The sequence below is a fragment of the Streptomyces sp. NPDC007157 genome (assembly GCF_040634235.1).
GTDB lineage: Bacteria > Actinomycetota > Actinomycetes > Streptomycetales > Streptomycetaceae > Streptomyces.
The window spans coordinates 50,368-66,291 of record NZ_JBEYFE010000027.1 but is presented as its reverse complement, the minus strand read 5'-3'; the positions used below and the strand labels follow the sequence as shown (position 1 = coordinate 66,291).

Sequence of the window (15,924 nt, the reverse complement as noted above, 5' to 3'; positions counted from 1 at the left end):
TACCGATACGCATTCCGCTCACAGATGTGCGGTGCCGGATAGCATGCCGTCATGGACGTGCTGAGTGACGCGATCGCCGCCGTACGGGTCGGGCAGCCCTCCTCGAACCGGTTGCGGGTGAGCGGCGACTGGTGCACCCGGCTGGCTCCGTACGAGGGGGCGGGCTTCCATGTCGTCCTGAAGGGGAGCTGCTGGCTGCTTCCCGACGGCGGCGCCCCGGTCTCGCTCGGCACCGGGGACGCGGTGCTGCTCCCGCACGGCACCGGGCATGTGCTGGCCGACTCCCCCGCCGACGCGGAGACCGTGGCGCGCGCGGTGCCCTTCGAGGACCGGCCCGGGATGCAACAGCCGTACGGGCGGGCGGGGTTCGACGACGTGGAGATGCTGTGCGGCAAGTACCGGCTCGACCGCAGCCGGGCGCACCCGCTCATGGCGGAGCTGCCCGAGGTCGTCCACCTGCCCAACCGGGTCGGCAGCCACCCCGAACTCCGGTCCGCGATCGACCTCTTGGGACGCGAACTGGACACACGGCGGCCCGGCTCGTTCATCTCGGTGCCCAGCCTGCTCGACCTGCTGCTCGTCTACATGATCCGGTCCTGGATGGCCGAGGACGCGACCGGTGCCTGGCCGGGCGTACTGACCGACCCGGTGACGGCCGCCGCCCTGCGCGCGCTGCACGCGGACCCGGCCGCGCCCTGGACCAACGACCGCCTCGCCACCGAGGCGGGGGTCTCCCGGCCCACCCTGACCCGCCGGTTCACCGGTCTGGTGGGCCGGCCCCCGATGGCGTACCTGACCTGGTGGCGGCTGACCCTCGCCGCCACCCTGCTCCGCGACACCGAGGAGTCGCTGGCCACCATCGCCCACCGCGTCGGCTACGGCACCCCCTACGCTCTCTCGCACGCCTTCAAGCGGGAGTTCGGGGCCACGCCGGGGCGGTTCCGGTCCCGGACCGGGGAGCGGATCACGGCCTGAGCGGTCCGCTGCACCGGACCGCTCGCTGTCGCACGTGACCAGGCGCCGTCGTACAGGACCGGTCGCCGTCGCACCGGACCGATCGCCGTCGCATGGGACCAGGCACCGTCGTACAGGACCGGTCGCCGTCGCACCGAACCGATCGCCGTCGCATGGGACCAGGCACCGTCGCACGGGACCGGTCGCCGTCGCACCGGACCGATCGCCGTCGCACGGGACCGGGCGCCGCTACTTCAGACCGATCGCCGCGCAGTCCGCCGCGTACTTCGGGGTGCAGATCTCGTCGACGGAGTAGACGCCGTCCGCGACCACCGTGTCCTTGATGTTGTCCCTGGTGAGGGAGACCACCGGCACGAGGGTCGCGGGGATCTTCCGCCCGCTCGCGCTGACGACCGTGTCACGGGTCAGCGCGTCGTACTGGATGTCCTTGCCCTGCACCTTGTACACCGCCATCTGGGCGGCCTGGGTGGCCTCGTCCAGGAACGACTTGTAGACGGTCATGTACTGCTCGCCGGAGACCACCCGCTGCACCGCGTCCAGGTTGGCGTCCTGCCCGGTGACCGGCGGGATCCGGGTGGCCCCCGCTTCCTTCATCGCGTCGATGACGGCGCCCGCCATGCCGTCGTTGGCCGAGTAGACGGCGGCGATGTTCTTGAGGCCGACGGTCCCGATCGCCTTCTTCATGTTCGCCTCGGCGACCGCCGGCGACCACTTGTCGGTGTCGTACGCCTTGGCTATCCGGACCTTGTTCCGGAGCTCGTCGAGGGCGCCGTCCTTGAAGCTCGCCGTGTTCGGGTCCGCGGGGTCGCCGTTCATCATGACGATCTCGCTGGTCCCCGCCTTGCTGCCGAGCGCCTCCAGGACGGCGCGGCCCTGCACCTCGCCGACGAGCTCGTTGTCGTGGGAGACGTACGCGTCGACCGGGCCCTGGGCGAGGCGGTCGTAGGCGATGACGGGGATGCCGGCGTCCTTCGCCTTCCGGACCTCCGGTGCGACGGCCTTGGCGTCGACCGCGTCCACCAGGATGACGTCGACCTTCCGGTCCACCATCCGCTGGAACTGCCGGTTCTGGGTGGCCGGGCTCGCCTCGGCGTTGGCGTAGACGACCTTGCCCTTGCCGTGGGTGAGGGAGGCGACCTCCTTCGTGAAGATGGGGTGGTCGAAGGTCTCGAACCGGGCCGTGTCCTTGTCGGGCAGGAGCAGACCCACCGTGATGTCGTCGCCCTTCGCGGCGGTCGCCGAGTCACCGCCGCCGTCGATGCTGTCGACGACACCGCACGCGGTGAGCGTGAGTGCGGACGTGGCGGCGGCCAGGGCCAGGACGATACGGGGCACGGGGGTGCCGCAGAGGACAGGAGCGCTCACATCAGGCGCCTTCCGAGTGGGGGGAACATCATGCGCAACCGACGATGTGAGGGAAGCAAACGCGGAGCGGCCGGACGCGTCAAGCCGTGAGGGCAGCGGGCCTGTTGGACGGTACCGGGTACGGCGGGGCGGCAACGGGTGGCAGGGCGAGGGTTGTTGCTGGTCAGGGAGGTGCGGACAGGAAGGCGAGAGGCAGGTCGCCGCATGTGCGGATTTCGGTGGGCCCAAGCCGGGGATCGGTGAAGGCCGTGTGACGTCCCGGCCGCTTCGCGGCCGCTATCGCCGGTAATCAGCCCGTTCGGCGGCCCCGGCGGCCGGCCCGGAGCCCGGCGGCGGCTGCCCGGAAGCGGTGTGCGCGGGCGGTGCCAGGGCCTGGAGCGCGGACAGCGCGCCGTTCGTGATCGGGGAGGGTGGCGCCGACTCGGGCGGGACGGCGCGGAAGGCGCTCGGGGGCAGGCCGTAGACCGCGCGGAAGCGGCGCGAGAAGTGGTACGCGTCGGCGAAGCCGCACTGGAGCGCTATGGCGCGCAGCGAGAGGTTGCTCAGCCACAGCAGCGGCTCGGCCCGCGCCAGGCGCAGCCGTTCCAACGCTTCCACGGGGCCGGCGCCGAGACGCCGCCGGCAGATCCGGCACAGCGTGCTCTCCGAGACCCCGGCCGCCCACGCCAGCCGCTCCAGGGCGAGCGGCCGGGCGACACCGTCCGACCAGTGGGCGCGGACCGCGGCCATCATGGCGACCAGCGGCGGAGGGAGCGTGCCCGCGCCGGTCTCGGGTCCGGGGCCGTGCACGAAGGTGAGGAGCAGCAGCCGCAGGGTCTCCTCGGCGTGCCGCTCCCAGGCCGGCGGGCGGGCCGCGCCGAGCGTCAGGAGGTACTGGCAGAGCGCGGCCATCGGATCGCCCCGCCCCGTGAGGTCGCGGACGACGGGCCAGCCGGTGTCGTCGGGGGAGTGTGCGCCCGGCACGGCCGGGGGCAGCCGGAAGTGCGTGTAGCCGTGCCGGGTGGGCCGGTTGGGGTCCCAGTGGAAGGTGTCGCGCATACCGGGGCGTACGAGCAGCAGCGCGCTCGGCGTCAGCGGCACGGTCAGATCACCGCAGACCCAGCGGGCGCTGCCGTGCAGCAGCCAGACGAACTCGTACGACCCCGCGTCCCGGGGGCCGAAGACCGACCCGGGCGGGTAGTCGGCGACGGCGGGGCCCAGCCGGGCGAGTAGTGCGGGGGCCGGGAGCGGGACGGACCCGGCGTCCCGCGTCATGGCCTCACCGGTCGCAGCCCCCGGACCGGTCGCGACGTACCCGGGGTGTGCGGATGTCGGTGGTGCCCTTGTAGGCGTACGGATCGCTCCCGGCGACCAGCACGACGTCCCGGAAGTCGGCCTGCGCCATGGGCACTTCGGCGTCCGGCGGTGCCCAGGGGAGCAGCGACGAGGCGCTCATGTAGTGGTTGACCAGGGCCCGCCGGAAGCCCCGCCGGCCGGTGTTGGGCAGCGACTTGTGCAGCAGGTAGCCGTTGAAGAGCAGCACCGAACCGGCGGCGATCTCGACGGGTACGGCGTCCGTCTCGTCGTACGGGAAGCCGTAGGACTGGACCGTGCAGTCGTAACGGGCGTCGTCGTGCTCGCGGTTGGGGTAGATGACGCCGGGCCGGTGCGAGCCCGGCAGGACCCACAGGCAGCCGTTGTCGACGGTGGCGTCGTCCAGGGCGAGCCAGGCGGCGGTCAGGGACCGGTCCCGGGTGGGGATGAACATCTCGTCCTGGTGCCACGCCTGGCCCGGCCTGCCCTCGGACTTGACGAACAGCATCGACTGCATCGACTTGACGTCGGGTCCGATCACCTCGGTCAGCGGCCCGACGACGGCGGGATGGCGCATGGTGTCGAGCATGAGCGCCGACAGCTTGTGCGGATAGTGCACGCACAGGAACCGGCGCACGGTGTCGTCGTCGCTCTCGCCCGCCACCGGCACCGGTGCCCCCTCGACGACGCCCCGTTCGCCACGGCAGATGCGCACGGTCTCCGCGCGCAGCTCCGCCACCTCGTCCGGTGTCAGGGCGCCCGGCAGCACGGCGTAACCGTCCCGGTCGAAGCGGGCGGCGAGACTGTTTTCCACCATGGCCCGGACGGTCATCGCATTCCCTTTCCTGCCGGAGCATGCGCGGCACGACGGAGATCGGCCGTGATTCCGATGTTCCTGAACGGTCCGCCCGCCTGCCATGGCTCGCCCGCGCACGGGGATGGCGATTCCTGTCACCCGGCAAGATCGAAATACTCGGGAAACGGTCCCGACAAAGGGAGTTCACGTGTCTTGACGCGTTTCGCGGCGTCCGAGTAGCGTCATTCGGCACTTGCTAATACGTATTAACCGGGGGTGCTCATGGTCCCTCCCGAACGGCGTAGACGCTCCACCCAGCGGGACATCGCCCGGCACGCCGGCGTCTCCCAGGCAACGGTGTCACTGGTGATCAGCGGCGGTGCGGCCAGTGCGCAGATCGCGGAACCGACCCGCCGGGCCGTGCTGGCGGCGGCCGAGGAACTGGGCTATACGGCCAATGTCGCCGCACGCAGTCTGAAAGGCGGCCGGAATCGACTGCTCGGGCTGTACACGTTCGAGTCGGTTTTCCCGACCGACCAGCGCGATTTCTACTACCCCTTTCTGCTCGGCGTGGAGGCGGAGACGGCACGGCAGGGATACGACCTGCTGCTGTTCTGTTCCGGCGGCGGATCCGGTCCTTCGGCGGCCGAGCGGTCGATCTACGTCGGCGGGGCCAACCGGCTGAAGATCGCAGACGGTTGTGTGCTGCTCGGCCGGAACGTCCGCCGCGAGGAACTCTCCGCCCTGGTCCGGGAGGACTTCCCCTTCGTCTTCGTCGGCCGCCGCGAGGTGGACGACGGTGAACTCTCCTACGTGGCCGCCGACTACGTCTCCGCGACCGCGGCACTCGTCGCCGAGCTGGCGCTCCTCGGCCACCGGCGGATCCTGTATCTGCGGGCCCTGGAGGACAGCGAACCCACCCGGGACCGCGAGGAGGGATACCGGCGCGGGCTCGCCGAGGCAGGCATCGCCCTGGACGAGGCGCTGATCCGGAGCCTGACCGACCCGGCGGACCTGACGGTCGACCATCTCGAGGACTGGATCCGCGACCTCGGGATCACCGCGCTGCTGGTCGAACCGACCGAGGACAACCGGCTCACCGAGGCGCTGGCGACCATGGCTGGCACGGAGCGCGTCCGGTTCCCGGCGGACTGCTCACTGGCCCTGCTGGGCGATCCGCCGTCCTGGACACCGGAGTTGCGGAACTGGACCCGGTTCTCCCTGCCCCGCGCCCGGATGGCGGGTGAGGCCGTACGGCTGCTGATCGAACTCCTCGACCAGGAGACCTGCGAGCCACGACAGCTGACGGTGCCCTGCGCGTTCATACCCGGCGACTCGATCGGACCGGCCCGCACGGGCGGGAGGCCCGGCGCATGATCCGGATGATCGCGCACCGGCTGCTCGTCGGCGTCTTCGTGATGTGGGGCGCCGCCTCGCTGATCTTCCTCATCGTCCGGGCCGCGCCCGGCGACCCCGCGACCGTGCTGCTCGGACCGGACGCCGACCGGAGCCAGATCGACAGCCTGCGCGCCTCGCTCGGACTGGACCGGCCGCTGGGCGCGCAGTACCTGAGTTATCTCGGTGACGTCTCCCGCCTTGACTTCGGCGAGTCGCACCGGCTCGGCAGGCCCGCCATGGACGCGGTCCTCGACCGGCTGCCCGCCACCATCGACCTCACGCTCACCGCCACCGTGATCGCGGTGCTCGTGGGACTGACGCTCGGCATGCTGGCCGGCGGACGGCCGGGCGGGGTGGTGGACCGGGTGGTGTCGGCCTGCACGATCGCCCTCCAGTCCTTCCCCACGTTCTGGATCGGCATCATGCTGGTGCTGGTCTTCGCCCTGGGCCTGCGCCTGCTGCCCAGTTCCGGGTCCGGCACGCCCCAGCATCTGGTGCTGCCGGCCGTCACCCTCTCGTTCCCGTTCGTCGCGATCATCGCCCGGCTGACCCGGACCAGCCTCGCGGAGACGATGCGCGAGGGCTACATCCAGACCGCGCTCGCCAAGGGACTGACCGGGCGTCAGGTGCTGCTCGGGCACGCCCTGCGCAACTCGCTGATCCCGGTGGTGACCGTGGTGGGCGTCCAGGTCGGGGCGCTGGTCGGCGGCGCCGTGATCGTCGAGAACGTCTTCGCCTGGCCCGGCCTCGGCTCGCTGGTGGTGGACGCGGTGGCCAACCGCGACTACGCCGTCGTCCAGGGCGCCACCCTCCTGGTCGCCGGCATCGTCGTCGTCCTCAACCTGGTCGCCGACCTGCTCATCGCCCAGCTGGACCCGCGGATCCGGACGGGAGCCGTCTGATGGCCGACCTCGCCACCGCCCCCGAGACGCTGATGGCGGCCCCGTCGCGGGCGCGGCGCCGCGGGCCGCTCTCCCGGGTCCCCGCCGTGGTCGTGGGCTGCTACCTGCTGGTCGCCGTCGTGGGGCCGCCGCTGATCCACTACGACCCGGTGCACACGTCCCTGGACGACCGGCTGCTCTCCCCCGGCTCCCGGACCTCCACCGGGGGCACGGCCTGGCTGGGCACCGACGGGCTCGGCCGTGACCTGCTGGCCCAGATCGTCTACGGGGCCAGGACGTCGGTGCTCATCGGCGTGTCCACGGTCGCCCTCTCCGGTCTCGTAGGGGTCCTCCTCGGTGCCGTCGCCGGTTACTTCCGCGGTGCCGTGGACGCCGTACTCGCCCGGGTCTTCGACATCCTGCTGGCGTTTCCCGCGATCCTGCTGGCGATCGTGATCGCGGGCGCCTTCGAGCGCAGTGTCCTGCTGGTCGTCCTCGCGCTCTCGGCGACCGGCTGGATCACCTTCGCCCGGGTCACCCGCGGTGTCGCGCTCTCCCTCAGGGAGCGGCCCTGGGTCGACGCGGCCCGGGTGCTGGGGGTGCCGGGCCGCAAGATCCTCGCCCGGCACGTCCTCCCGTTCACGGCGGGGCCGATCGTGGCCCTCGCCACCCTCGAGTTCGCGCTGGTGGTGCTGGCGGAGGCCGGGCTCAGCTTCCTCGGCATCGGGCTGCCCCTGTCGACCGTGTCCTGGGGGCAGACCATCGCCAACGGCAAGGAGTACCTGGAGACGCAGTGGTGGATCTCCACCCTGCCCGGCATCGCCCTGTCCTTCCTGATCATCAACGTCGGCATCCTCGGAGACCAGCTCACCGCCCGCTACGGGCGGGGCCGCTCCGACTGAACCTCCCGGACTTCGCGCACCGCTCTCGTTCACAGACAGGAGCACCTCCATGACCAAGACGCGTGCGTACGGGCGGAGCCGGCTGATCCGGCTCGCCACCACCTGCACGGCGGGCGCGGCCCTCCTCGCCGCCTGCTCGACGACCTCCGGCGGCGACGGCGGCGGGGGCGGCGCCTCGGGCGACGTGACGGTCGCGGGCACCTACCCGATCGAGAGCCTGGACCCGCACGGCGCCCAAGGAGCCTCCACCGGAACACAGTTGGCCGCCCAGGAGATCTTCAGCAGGCTGGTGAAACCCACCGCGGACGGCACCCTCAAGGGCGACCTCGCCACCTCCTGGAAGCCCGACAAGGACGTCACGCGGTGGACGTTCACGCTGCGCTCCGGCGTGACCTTCTCCGACGGCTCCCCGCTCGACGCCGACGACGTGGTGGCGTCCTTCCAGCGGATGATCACCCTGAACGGCCCCAACGCCGGCAACTTCCCCGGCTACACCATGACCAAGGTCTCCCCCACCGAGGTGGTGCTCAAGAGCCCCGCGCCCGACGCGTCCGTCCCGGGCAAGCTCGGCACCTTCTACGTCCTCCCCTCCGGCGTCGGCAAGGAGGACACCGCCTTCTTCAACCACCCCGTGGGCTCCGGCCCGTTCACCGTCGACGGGTTCACCCCGGGCCAGTCGCTGGTCCTGGTGCCCAACAAGAAGTACGGCGGCACGAAGCCCGCGCTCCACCAGGTCACCGTGCGCAACGTCCCCGACCTGTCGGCGCGCCTGACCGCGCTGCGCACCGGCGAGGTGGACGTCGTCTGGGGCATCCCCGACGACCAACTGGCCTCGCTGAAGGGCGACAAGGACCTGACCGTGCGGACGGTGCCGAGCAGCGCCGAGTTCACCATGTGGTTCAACTCCTCGACCCCCGCCCTCAAGGACGCGAAGGTACGCAGGGCGATCTGGCAGGCGGTCGACTTCAGGACCATCATCGCCAAGCTCTACCCCGAGACCGGCAAGCCGGCCGACGCGCCCGTGACCGGCGTCGTCCTCGGCCACGTACCGCAGCCGCCGGTGGCCTACGACCCGGCCGCCGCCAAGGCCGCGCTCACCGCCGCCGGCTTCGACTTCTCCAAGAAACTGCGGCTCCAGTTCGCCAACGACGAGTTCCGGCCCTTCATCCAGGCCGTCGTCTCCGACCTGCAGAAGGTCGGCGTGCGGGCGGACCCGCTGGAGAAGGAGCAGGCCACCTTCACCGCGGACCTGATCGCCCTCAAGTGGGACATCAACTTCCAGCAGCTGGCCACCCCCAGCTACGACGCGGCCAGCAACCTCGGCCGCCTCTACACCTGCGCCGCCAACCGGATGGGCTACTGCGACAAGCAGCTGGACGGACTGCTGGCGTCGGCGGGCGCGACGGCCGACAAACAGCAGCGCACCGACCTATACGGCCGGGCGAGCCGGATCATCTGGCGGGACGCCGTCGGGATGTACCCGATGTCGGTGAGCATCGCCTACGCCTGGAACAGCGACCTGAAGGGCTTCGTCCCCGACGCCAGCGGCCTGCCGGACTTCGCCGGCGTACGGACCGACGGCTCGTGACCCCCGCCGGAACCGCACCCGAACGCGGGGCCGCCGCACCGGCCCCGCCCGCGACCGACGGGCCGCCGCTGCGCGTCGACGGCCTGGTGGTGGAACTGCCCGGCCCGCACGGCACCCGGGTACGCGCGGTGGACGGCGTCTCCTTCGACGTGCCACGCGCCACCACCGTCGGGCTGATCGGCGAGTCGGGCAGCGGAAAGACCATGACCGCCCTCGCGGTCCTGGGCCTGCCGCCCGAGGGCGCCACCCTGGCGGGCCGGCTGCTGTGGCACGGCGAGGACCTGATCGCCGCCGACCCGGCCCGGCGCCGTGCGGTACGCGGCCGGGAGATCGCGATGATCTTCCAGGACCCGCTCGCCGCGCTCAACCCGACCCAGCGGATCGGCCGCCAGGTCGGCGAGATCCCCCGCCGTGACCGGCTGCCGCGCGCCGAGGTGACCCGGCGGGTCGTCGAGCTCCTGGACCGGGCCGGCGTGCCGGAGCCGGAGCGGCGGATGCGCGCCTACCCGCACGAACTCTCCGGCGGCCTGCGTCAACGCGCCATGATCGCCATGGCGTTGGCCGGCCGGCCCACCCTGCTGCTCGCCGACGAGCCCACCACCGCGCTCGACGTCACCGTGCAGTCCCGGATCCTGCGGCTGCTCGCCGACATCCAGACGGCGGACGGCCTGTCGATGCTGCTGGTCAGCCATGACCTGCGGGTCGTGTCGCAGGTGGCCGAGCAGGTCGTGGTCATGTACGCGGGGCGGGTCTGCGAGCACGGCCCCGCCCGCGCCGCACTGCGCCGCCCCGCCCACCCCTACACCGCCGCCCTGGTACGCAGCGTGCCCGCCGTCAGAACCCGCACCGCACTCGCCGACCCGCTGCCGGGCGCCCCCGCGACCCCGGCGAACCGGCCGGCCGGCTGCGCCTTCCATCCACGCTGCCCGCTCGCCCGCGCCCGCTGCCGCGCCGAAGTACCGGAGGTGCGGGAGGTGGCGCCGGGCCGCCGGAGCGCCTGCCACTTCGCGGAGGAGGTGCTGGGTTCGTGAGCACGAGCGAGGACCCACTCCTCGATGTGCGGGATCTGCGCGTCAGTTACGGCGGGCGGGGACCGGGCCGCCGGGGCGGTCTGGTCGCCGTCGACGGGGTGAGCCTGTCGGTCGCACCCGAGGAGACACTCGGCCTGGTCGGCGAGTCCGGCTCCGGCAAGACGACCGTGGCCCGGTGCGTGGCCGGACTGCTGCGGCCCGGCGCCGGAACGCTCACCTTCGACGGCCGGCCGCTCGCCCGCGCGGGACGCAGGCCCCCCGAGTTGCGGCGCGCGGTCCAGATGGTCTTCCAGGACCCGCGTTCCTCGCTGAACCCGCGGATGACGGTCGCCTCGATCATCGCCGAGGTGTGGAACACCCACCCGGTCACCGCGCCCGAGGGCGACCGCACCGAAGCCCTGCACCGACTCCTCGCCGACATGGGGCTCGACCCCGAGGTGGCGTCACGGCGCGCGGGGGAGCTGTCGGGCGGCCAGTGCCAGCGGGTCAGCATCGCCAGAGCGCTGGCGGTACGGCCCCGGCTGCTGGTCTGCGACGAGGCGGTGTCGGCGCTCGACGTGTCGGTGCAGGCCCAGATCCTGCGGCTGCTGGTGGACCTGCGGGGCAGGCACCGGCTCGCGATGCTGTTCATCTCCCACGACCTGGGGGTGGTGCACCAGATCGCCGACCGGGTGGCGGTGATGCGCCGGGGCGTGCTCGTGGAGGAGGGCCGGACCGCCGAGGTGCTGACCGCCCCGCAGCACGCGTACACCCGGGCCCTGCTGGACGCGGCCCTGGACCTGGACGACTCGGTGCCCGGTGACGGCACCGCCGACGACAAGGCGGGCGTATGAGCGAGAGGCGCGCCGCGGTGACTCCGGCGCCGACCGGCTGGAACACCTGGGACGTCCGCACCCACACGGGTATGAGCAGGCTGCCGTCCGGCCCACGGGTGCGGTTCGGCGTACTGGGCCCCGACGACCCCGTCCTCGACGGCTTCACCTGGCGCGACGGTCTCGACCGCCTGGGCCCGCACACCGTGGACGGCAGCTACGCCGAGGTGACGGTACGCGCGGCCGGCCACCGGCTGCGGCTGGTCTTCGCGGGCGGCCCGGGCGATGTGCTGGACGTGCGCGCCGAGAGTACGGGCGTGATCGTGGCATCGGTGGAGGGCCTGCACGCCATCGAGGAGCCGACGGGCCGGACGGCCGTCGTCCGTGCCGGTGGGCTCCGCTGGACGGTCACCACCTCGACACCGGCCCGTAGGATCGAGGGCCCGGCAGACGCACTGCTGCTGGCCTTCGACGCCGAGCCGAGCGACAACGCCGTAGACCTACGGATCACGTCGGCCACATCAGCGCCCCGAAGGGGCGCGGGGAACCGCGCGACCAGCCCCCGTGGCGCCGCACCCGAAAGACGACACGAAGCGGCCCTCGCAGCGGCGCACACCCAACTCCGCTCCACCGGCTGGCTGGGCGCAGCCGCATCCGCCCTGACCAGGGCCGTCACCTGGAACACCGTCTACGCCCCGGACCTCGGCCGCGTCCTCACCCCCACCTCGCGGGACTTCGTCTGCGCCGAGCGCAAGGGCTTCTACGGCACCTGGGCCCTGCACGCCTGGGACACCTTCTTCACCGGCCTCGCCGCCTCCGCGGTCGACCGGGACTACGCGCGCGGCATCTTCGGGCAGATCCTCCCGTACGCGGACGCGGCCGGGATGATCCCGAACCGGATCTCGGACGAGCGGGGCCGCACCGACGACCGTTCGCAGCCGCCGGTGGGCGCACTCACGGTCCACCAGGCGTATCTGGCGGGCGGCCTGTCGCCCGAGACCCGCGACACGACACTCCTCGCCGACACCTTCCCGGCACTGCTGGCCTGGCACGACTGGTGGCCCCGGGCCCGGCGCGGACCGCACGGGCTGCTCGCCTGGGGTTCCGACCCGGTTCCGGACGACCCCGCCTCGGCGACCCTGGACCGGGCCAGACGGGAGTCGGGACTGGACGACTCGCCGATGTACGACGAGGCCCGCTACGACCCGGCGACCCACACCATGGACCTCGCCGACGTCGGCCTGAACGCCCTGCACATCGCCGACGCCGAGGCCCTGGCGGAGATCGCCGAAGTCCTGGGACAGGGTGCGACGGCCGACCGGCTGCGCGCCGAGGCGGCCACGGCCAGGGCGGCCGCCGACCGGCTGCTGTGGGACGAGGAGCACCGCGGCTACCGCAATCTCACCTCGGCGGGCGCGCACGATCCGCATGTCTCGCCGACGATGCTGTACGCGCTGCTCGGCGGGTTGCCGGACGCCGGCCGTGCGGCGGCGATGGCCACCGACCTGCTCCGGCCCGAAGTACTGGGCGGCACCCGTCCGTTGCCCAGCGTGGCGCGCAACGACCCCGGTTTCGCCGCCACCTACTGGCGCGGCCGGATCTGGGCGCCGATGGCCTATCTCGCCGTACGCGGGCTACGGCGTTACGAACTCACCGAGTTGAGCCGGCCGGTGGTCGGGGCCCTGCTGCGGCTGTTCCTCGACGAGTGGCGGGAGCACGGCCATGTCAGGGAGAACTATCCGGCCGTGGCGGGCGAGAACCTGACGGGTCTCCAGAAGCGGTCGGACGGGCTGATGGCCTGGGGCGGGCTGCTGGCGTATCTCGCCTTCGGGGAGCTGGCCGACGCGCGGACCGAAGGCTGGCGGTTCGCGCACCCGGGCGAGCCCGCCGAGTTGTGCAACCTGCCGCTCGGCGAAGGGCGCCTGGACGTCCGGGCGGCCGACCGGCTCACCGTCGGCCTCGACGGACGGGTGCTGCTGGACATGGCGCCCGGAGTCGTCGTACGCGGCTACCGGCTGACCGGCGACCGGGTGAGCGGGACCGCGGAGGGCGTCGGTGACGTCCTGGTCACCCCGCCGGGCGGTGGCCCGCCCGTGCCGGTGGACGTGAAGGGCGCACCCCGGAGCTTCGTGTTCGGCCCGGATCGCGGGCGTGCCGCACAGGACGGGAGCGGGACATGAGCGCGGAGACGTCGGCGGCCACGGACATCCTCGTGGTGGGCGGGGGCCTCGGGGGCGTGGCCGCCGCGCTGGCCGCCCTCGACCGGGGGCGGACGGTCCTGCTCACCGAGGAGACCGAGTGGATCGGCGGTCAGCTCACCAGTCAGGGCGTACCGCCCGACGAGCACACCTGGATCGAGCAGTTCGGCGCCACCCGCACCTACCGGGCGCTGCGCGAGGCGATCCGCGACCACTACCGGAGGTGGTACCCGCTCACCGAGGAGGCCAGGCGGCGCCGGTATCTCAACCCGGGCGAGGGGCGGGTCAGCGCGCTCTGTCACGAGCCGAGGGTGGCCGTCGCCGTGCTGGAGGCCATGGTCGCGCCGTACGTGGCGGCCGGCCGGCTGCGGATCCTGTACGGGCACCGGCCGGTGGCCGCGTCCGTGGCCGGCGACCGGGTGCGGTCCGTGCTGGTGGAGAGCCGGGACGGCAGCCAGGTCGAGGTGTCGGCGCCGTACGTCCTGGACGCGACGGAACTCGGCGACCTGCTGCCGCTGACCGGCGCCGAGCACGTGACGGGGTTCGAGTCGCGTCGGGACACCGGGGAGCCGAGCGCGCCGGCGGAGGCGCAGCCGGCCAACATGCAGGCGTTCTCCTGGGTGTTCGCCGTCGACCATCTGGCCGGCGAGGACCACACCGTCGACCGCCCGGCCGGTTACGACGCCTGGGCCGCCTACCACCCCCCGCAGTGGCCGAACCGGCTGCTGAGCCTGAGCGCGCCCGACCCGAGGACGCTGGAGACCGTGGAGCGCGGCTTCACCCCGAACGCCGATGCGGCGGGGCCGGTGGTCGCCGACCAGGGCAAGGACGCGGGGGACAAGGAGCTGTGGGAGTTCCGCCGGGTGGTCTCCCGGAAGCTGTACCGGCCGGGCTTCGCCGCGAGCGATGTGACCATCGTCAACTGGCCCATGATCGACTATCTGCCCGGACCGCTGATCGGGGTGGACGACAAGGAGCGCGTCCGGCATCTGGCGGGGGCCCGTGAGCTGAGCATGAGCATGCTCTACTGGCTCCAGACCGAGGCGCCCCGCCCCGACGGCGGCACCGGCTGGCCGGGGCTACGGCTGCGCGGCGACGTGTTCGGCACGGCCGACGGACTGGCGAAGGCACCGTACATCCGGGAGTCGCGGCGGATCGTGGCCCGGCGCCGGATCGTCGAACAGGACCTGTCCCTGGCCGTCCGGGGCGAGCACGGCGCGGTGCGCTGTCCGGACTCCGTCGGCATCGGGATGTACCGGATCGACCTGCACCCCTCCACCGGCGGCGACACCTACATCGACGTCGCCAGCAGCCCCTTCCAGATCCCGCTGGGCGCCCTGCTCCCGGTACGGCTTCGCAATCTCCTGCCGGTGTGCAAGAACATCGGCACCACCCACATCACCAACGGCTGTTACCGGCTGCACCCCGTCGAGTGGAACATCGGCGAGGCGGCCGGATCACTGGCGGCGCACTGCCTCGACAACCGCCTGGAGGCCGACCAGGTCTACGAGGACGCCGAGTTGCTGAGCCGCTTCCAGACCGAACTCACCCGCGCCGGAGTCGAACTGGCCTGGCCCGAGGTCAGGGGGTACTGATGAGCGGCCGGAACAGGCACGACGGCGCAGCAGCCGGACGCCGGCCCGTCACCGCGCTCGCGGCGGAGCGGCTGGGCGGCGACGAGAACAGGAAGACCGGCGGACGAGCCCTGCTGGCCGGTGTGACGGTCCCGTTGGTCACGCCGATGGACCGCCCGGGACGACCGTCGGTCCCGGCCGCCGACGCCCTGCTCGGCGCGCTGGCGGCGGCAGGCGCCCGCGGCCTCATGCTCTTCGGCAGCAACGGCGAGGGCCCGCTGCTGCCCACGGCGGAACTGGCCGAGTTCGCCACGGGGGTGGCCGAACGCTGGCGCCAACTGGTCGACGGCGGACCCGTGTTGGTGAATGTCACCGCTCCCGGCACCGCCGGTGCGCTGGCCCGGGCGGAGGCCGTGCTGCCCGCCGCGCCGGACGCGCTGGTGCTCAGTCCGCCGGTCTACTTCCACCACCGGCACGACGAGATCGTCGCCCACTACGCGGCCCTGGCCGGCCTCGGCGTTCCCGTCGTCGCCTACAACGCCCCCCGCTACAGCAATCCGCTGACCCCCGCCCTGCTCGACGAACTGACCGGACTCGCCCACCTCGTGGGCATCAAGGACAGCTCGGGCGACCTCGCGCTGTTCGGCCACGCCCTCACCGCGGCCCGCCGGCGCGACGACTTCGGGGTCAGCCAGGGCGCGGAACGGCAGGCGCTGGACGCGTTGCGCCTCGGGGCCGACGGGGTGGTCCCCGGGGTGGCCAACCTGGCGCCGGGCGCGGCCGTGGAACTGTTCCGGGCCCACCGCGACGGCCGGGACGATGACGCGCGCCGCGCGCAGCAGCTGCTCGACCGGGTGCTGGCGCTGCACACCGTACGACCCGGTGTGCCGGCGGTGAAGGCCGTCCTGGCCGCACGAGGGCTGTGCCCGCCGCATGTCGCGGCCCCCTTCGCGCCGTGCTCCGACGAGGAACGACACGCCCTGCTCGACCTGCTCGCGCCGGTCGACGCACATCTCATACGCGCCTGATCCCGCACGCCCCCCGCTCGCTACCGGTACCCGCCGGCTCCCGTTCCGCCGTACCGCTCCCTCCGTACCGCCCGAAAGGGGTG

At 72.7% G+C, this 15,924-nt stretch carries 13 protein-coding genes; 10 read left to right on the top strand and 3 right to left on the bottom strand.

Going from position 1 to position 15,924, the window contains the following annotated elements:
- Positions 1-51 precede the first annotated feature (51 nt).
- The gene (locus ABZ642_RS36640) at positions 52-975 is read left to right on the top strand and encodes an AraC family transcriptional regulator (protein WP_360492575.1); all 924 of its coding nucleotides are present in this window, start codon (positions 52-54) and stop codon (positions 973-975) included.
- Between the two features lie 228 nt (positions 976-1,203).
- Here ABZ642_RS36640 and ABZ642_RS36635 read toward each other — a convergent pair whose 3' ends face one another.
- From ABZ642_RS36635 to ABZ642_RS36625, 3 genes are all read right to left on the bottom strand, one after another.
- Complete coding sequence (locus tag ABZ642_RS36635) at positions 1,204-2,340, bottom strand: substrate-binding domain-containing protein (RefSeq protein WP_360492572.1); 1,137 nt, start codon at positions 2,338-2,340, stop codon at positions 1,204-1,206.
- A 276-nt stretch (positions 2,341-2,616) separates the two neighbouring features.
- Positions 2,617-3,594, bottom strand: a complete 978-nt coding sequence (locus tag ABZ642_RS36630) for an AraC family transcriptional regulator (RefSeq protein ID WP_360492569.1) — start codon at positions 3,592-3,594, stop codon at positions 2,617-2,619.
- Between the two features lie 4 nt (positions 3,595-3,598).
- The gene (locus ABZ642_RS36625) at positions 3,599-4,450 is read right to left on the bottom strand and encodes a phytanoyl-CoA dioxygenase family protein (RefSeq protein WP_360492566.1); all 852 of its coding nucleotides are present in this window, start codon (positions 4,448-4,450) and stop codon (positions 3,599-3,601) included.
- A gap of 261 nt (positions 4,451-4,711) precedes the next feature.
- On the opposite strand from ABZ642_RS36625, the gene ABZ642_RS36620 reads away from it, so the two are divergent.
- The 9 genes from ABZ642_RS36620 to ABZ642_RS36580 are packed head-to-tail and all read left to right on the top strand — an operon-like array spanning position 4,712 to position 15,841.
- Entirely contained in the window at positions 4,712-5,806 is a 1,095-nt protein-coding gene (locus ABZ642_RS36620) for a LacI family DNA-binding transcriptional regulator (RefSeq protein WP_360492745.1), read from the top strand.
- Positions 5,803-6,729: an ABC transporter permease gene (locus ABZ642_RS36615; RefSeq protein WP_360492563.1), complete on the top strand. Its 927-nt coding sequence runs from the start codon at positions 5,803-5,805 to the stop codon at positions 6,727-6,729. Before ABZ642_RS36620 ends, ABZ642_RS36615 begins: the two co-directional genes overlap by 4 nt.
- Positions 6,729-7,610 (top strand): ABC transporter permease, encoded by an 882-nt coding sequence (locus ABZ642_RS36610; protein ID WP_360492560.1) that lies wholly within the window; start codon positions 6,729-6,731, stop codon positions 7,608-7,610. The genes ABZ642_RS36615 and ABZ642_RS36610 overlap by 1 nt, the downstream gene beginning before the upstream one ends.
- A gap of 49 nt (positions 7,611-7,659) precedes the next feature.
- Complete coding sequence (locus tag ABZ642_RS36605) at positions 7,660-9,198, top strand: ABC transporter substrate-binding protein (protein WP_360492557.1); 1,539 nt, start codon at positions 7,660-7,662, stop codon at positions 9,196-9,198.
- Positions 9,195-10,229 carry an ABC transporter ATP-binding protein gene (locus ABZ642_RS36600; protein ID WP_360492554.1) on the top strand — a complete coding sequence of 345 codons (1,035 nt, stop codon included), beginning with the start codon at positions 9,195-9,197 and terminating at the stop codon, positions 10,227-10,229. Before ABZ642_RS36605 ends, ABZ642_RS36600 begins: the two co-directional genes overlap by 4 nt.
- Positions 10,226-11,062, top strand: coding sequence for an ATP-binding cassette domain-containing protein (locus tag ABZ642_RS36595; RefSeq protein ID WP_360492551.1), 837 nt, complete (start codon positions 10,226-10,228; stop codon positions 11,060-11,062). Before ABZ642_RS36600 ends, ABZ642_RS36595 begins: the two co-directional genes overlap by 4 nt.
- Positions 11,059-13,221 (top strand): trehalase family glycosidase, encoded by a 2,163-nt coding sequence (locus tag ABZ642_RS36590; RefSeq protein WP_360492548.1) that lies wholly within the window; start codon positions 11,059-11,061, stop codon positions 13,219-13,221. The genes ABZ642_RS36595 and ABZ642_RS36590 overlap by 4 nt, the downstream gene beginning before the upstream one ends.
- Complete coding sequence (locus tag ABZ642_RS36585) at positions 13,218-14,834, top strand: FAD-dependent oxidoreductase (RefSeq protein WP_360492545.1); 1,617 nt, start codon at positions 13,218-13,220, stop codon at positions 14,832-14,834. The genes ABZ642_RS36590 and ABZ642_RS36585 overlap by 4 nt, the downstream gene beginning before the upstream one ends.
- Positions 14,834-15,841: a dihydrodipicolinate synthase family protein gene (locus tag ABZ642_RS36580; RefSeq protein ID WP_360492542.1), complete on the top strand. Its 1,008-nt coding sequence runs from the start codon at positions 14,834-14,836 to the stop codon at positions 15,839-15,841. Before ABZ642_RS36585 ends, ABZ642_RS36580 begins: the two co-directional genes overlap by 1 nt.
- Positions 15,842-15,924: the final 83 nt, after the last annotated feature.

Bases quoted from the DNA above. Each gene is read 5' to 3' on its own strand.
- ABZ642_RS36590 (WP_360492548.1), top strand. From the start codon at position 11,059: ATGAGCGAGAGGCGCGCCGCGGTGACTCCGGCGCCGACCGGCTGGAAC.
- ABZ642_RS36610 (WP_360492560.1), top strand. From the start codon at position 6,729: ATGGCCGACCTCGCCACCGCCCCCGAGACGCTGATGGCGGCCCCGTCG.
- ABZ642_RS36615 (WP_360492563.1), top strand. From the start codon at position 5,803: ATGATCCGGATGATCGCGCACCGGCTGCTCGTCGGCGTCTTCGTGATG.
- ABZ642_RS36630 (WP_360492569.1), bottom strand. From the start codon at position 3,594: ATGACGCGGGACGCCGGGTCCGTCCCGCTCCCGGCCCCCGCACTACTC.
- ABZ642_RS36585 (WP_360492545.1), top strand. From the start codon at position 13,218: ATGAGCGCGGAGACGTCGGCGGCCACGGACATCCTCGTGGTGGGCGGG.
- ABZ642_RS36640 (WP_360492575.1), top strand. From the start codon at position 52: ATGGACGTGCTGAGTGACGCGATCGCCGCCGTACGGGTCGGGCAGCCC.
- ABZ642_RS36605 (WP_360492557.1), top strand. From the start codon at position 7,660: ATGACCAAGACGCGTGCGTACGGGCGGAGCCGGCTGATCCGGCTCGCC.
- ABZ642_RS36625 (WP_360492566.1), bottom strand. From the start codon at position 4,450: ATGGTGGAAAACAGTCTCGCCGCCCGCTTCGACCGGGACGGTTACGCC.
- ABZ642_RS36580 (WP_360492542.1), top strand. From the start codon at position 14,834: ATGAGCGGCCGGAACAGGCACGACGGCGCAGCAGCCGGACGCCGGCCC.
- ABZ642_RS36620 (WP_360492745.1), top strand. From the start codon at position 4,712: ATGGTCCCTCCCGAACGGCGTAGACGCTCCACCCAGCGGGACATCGCC.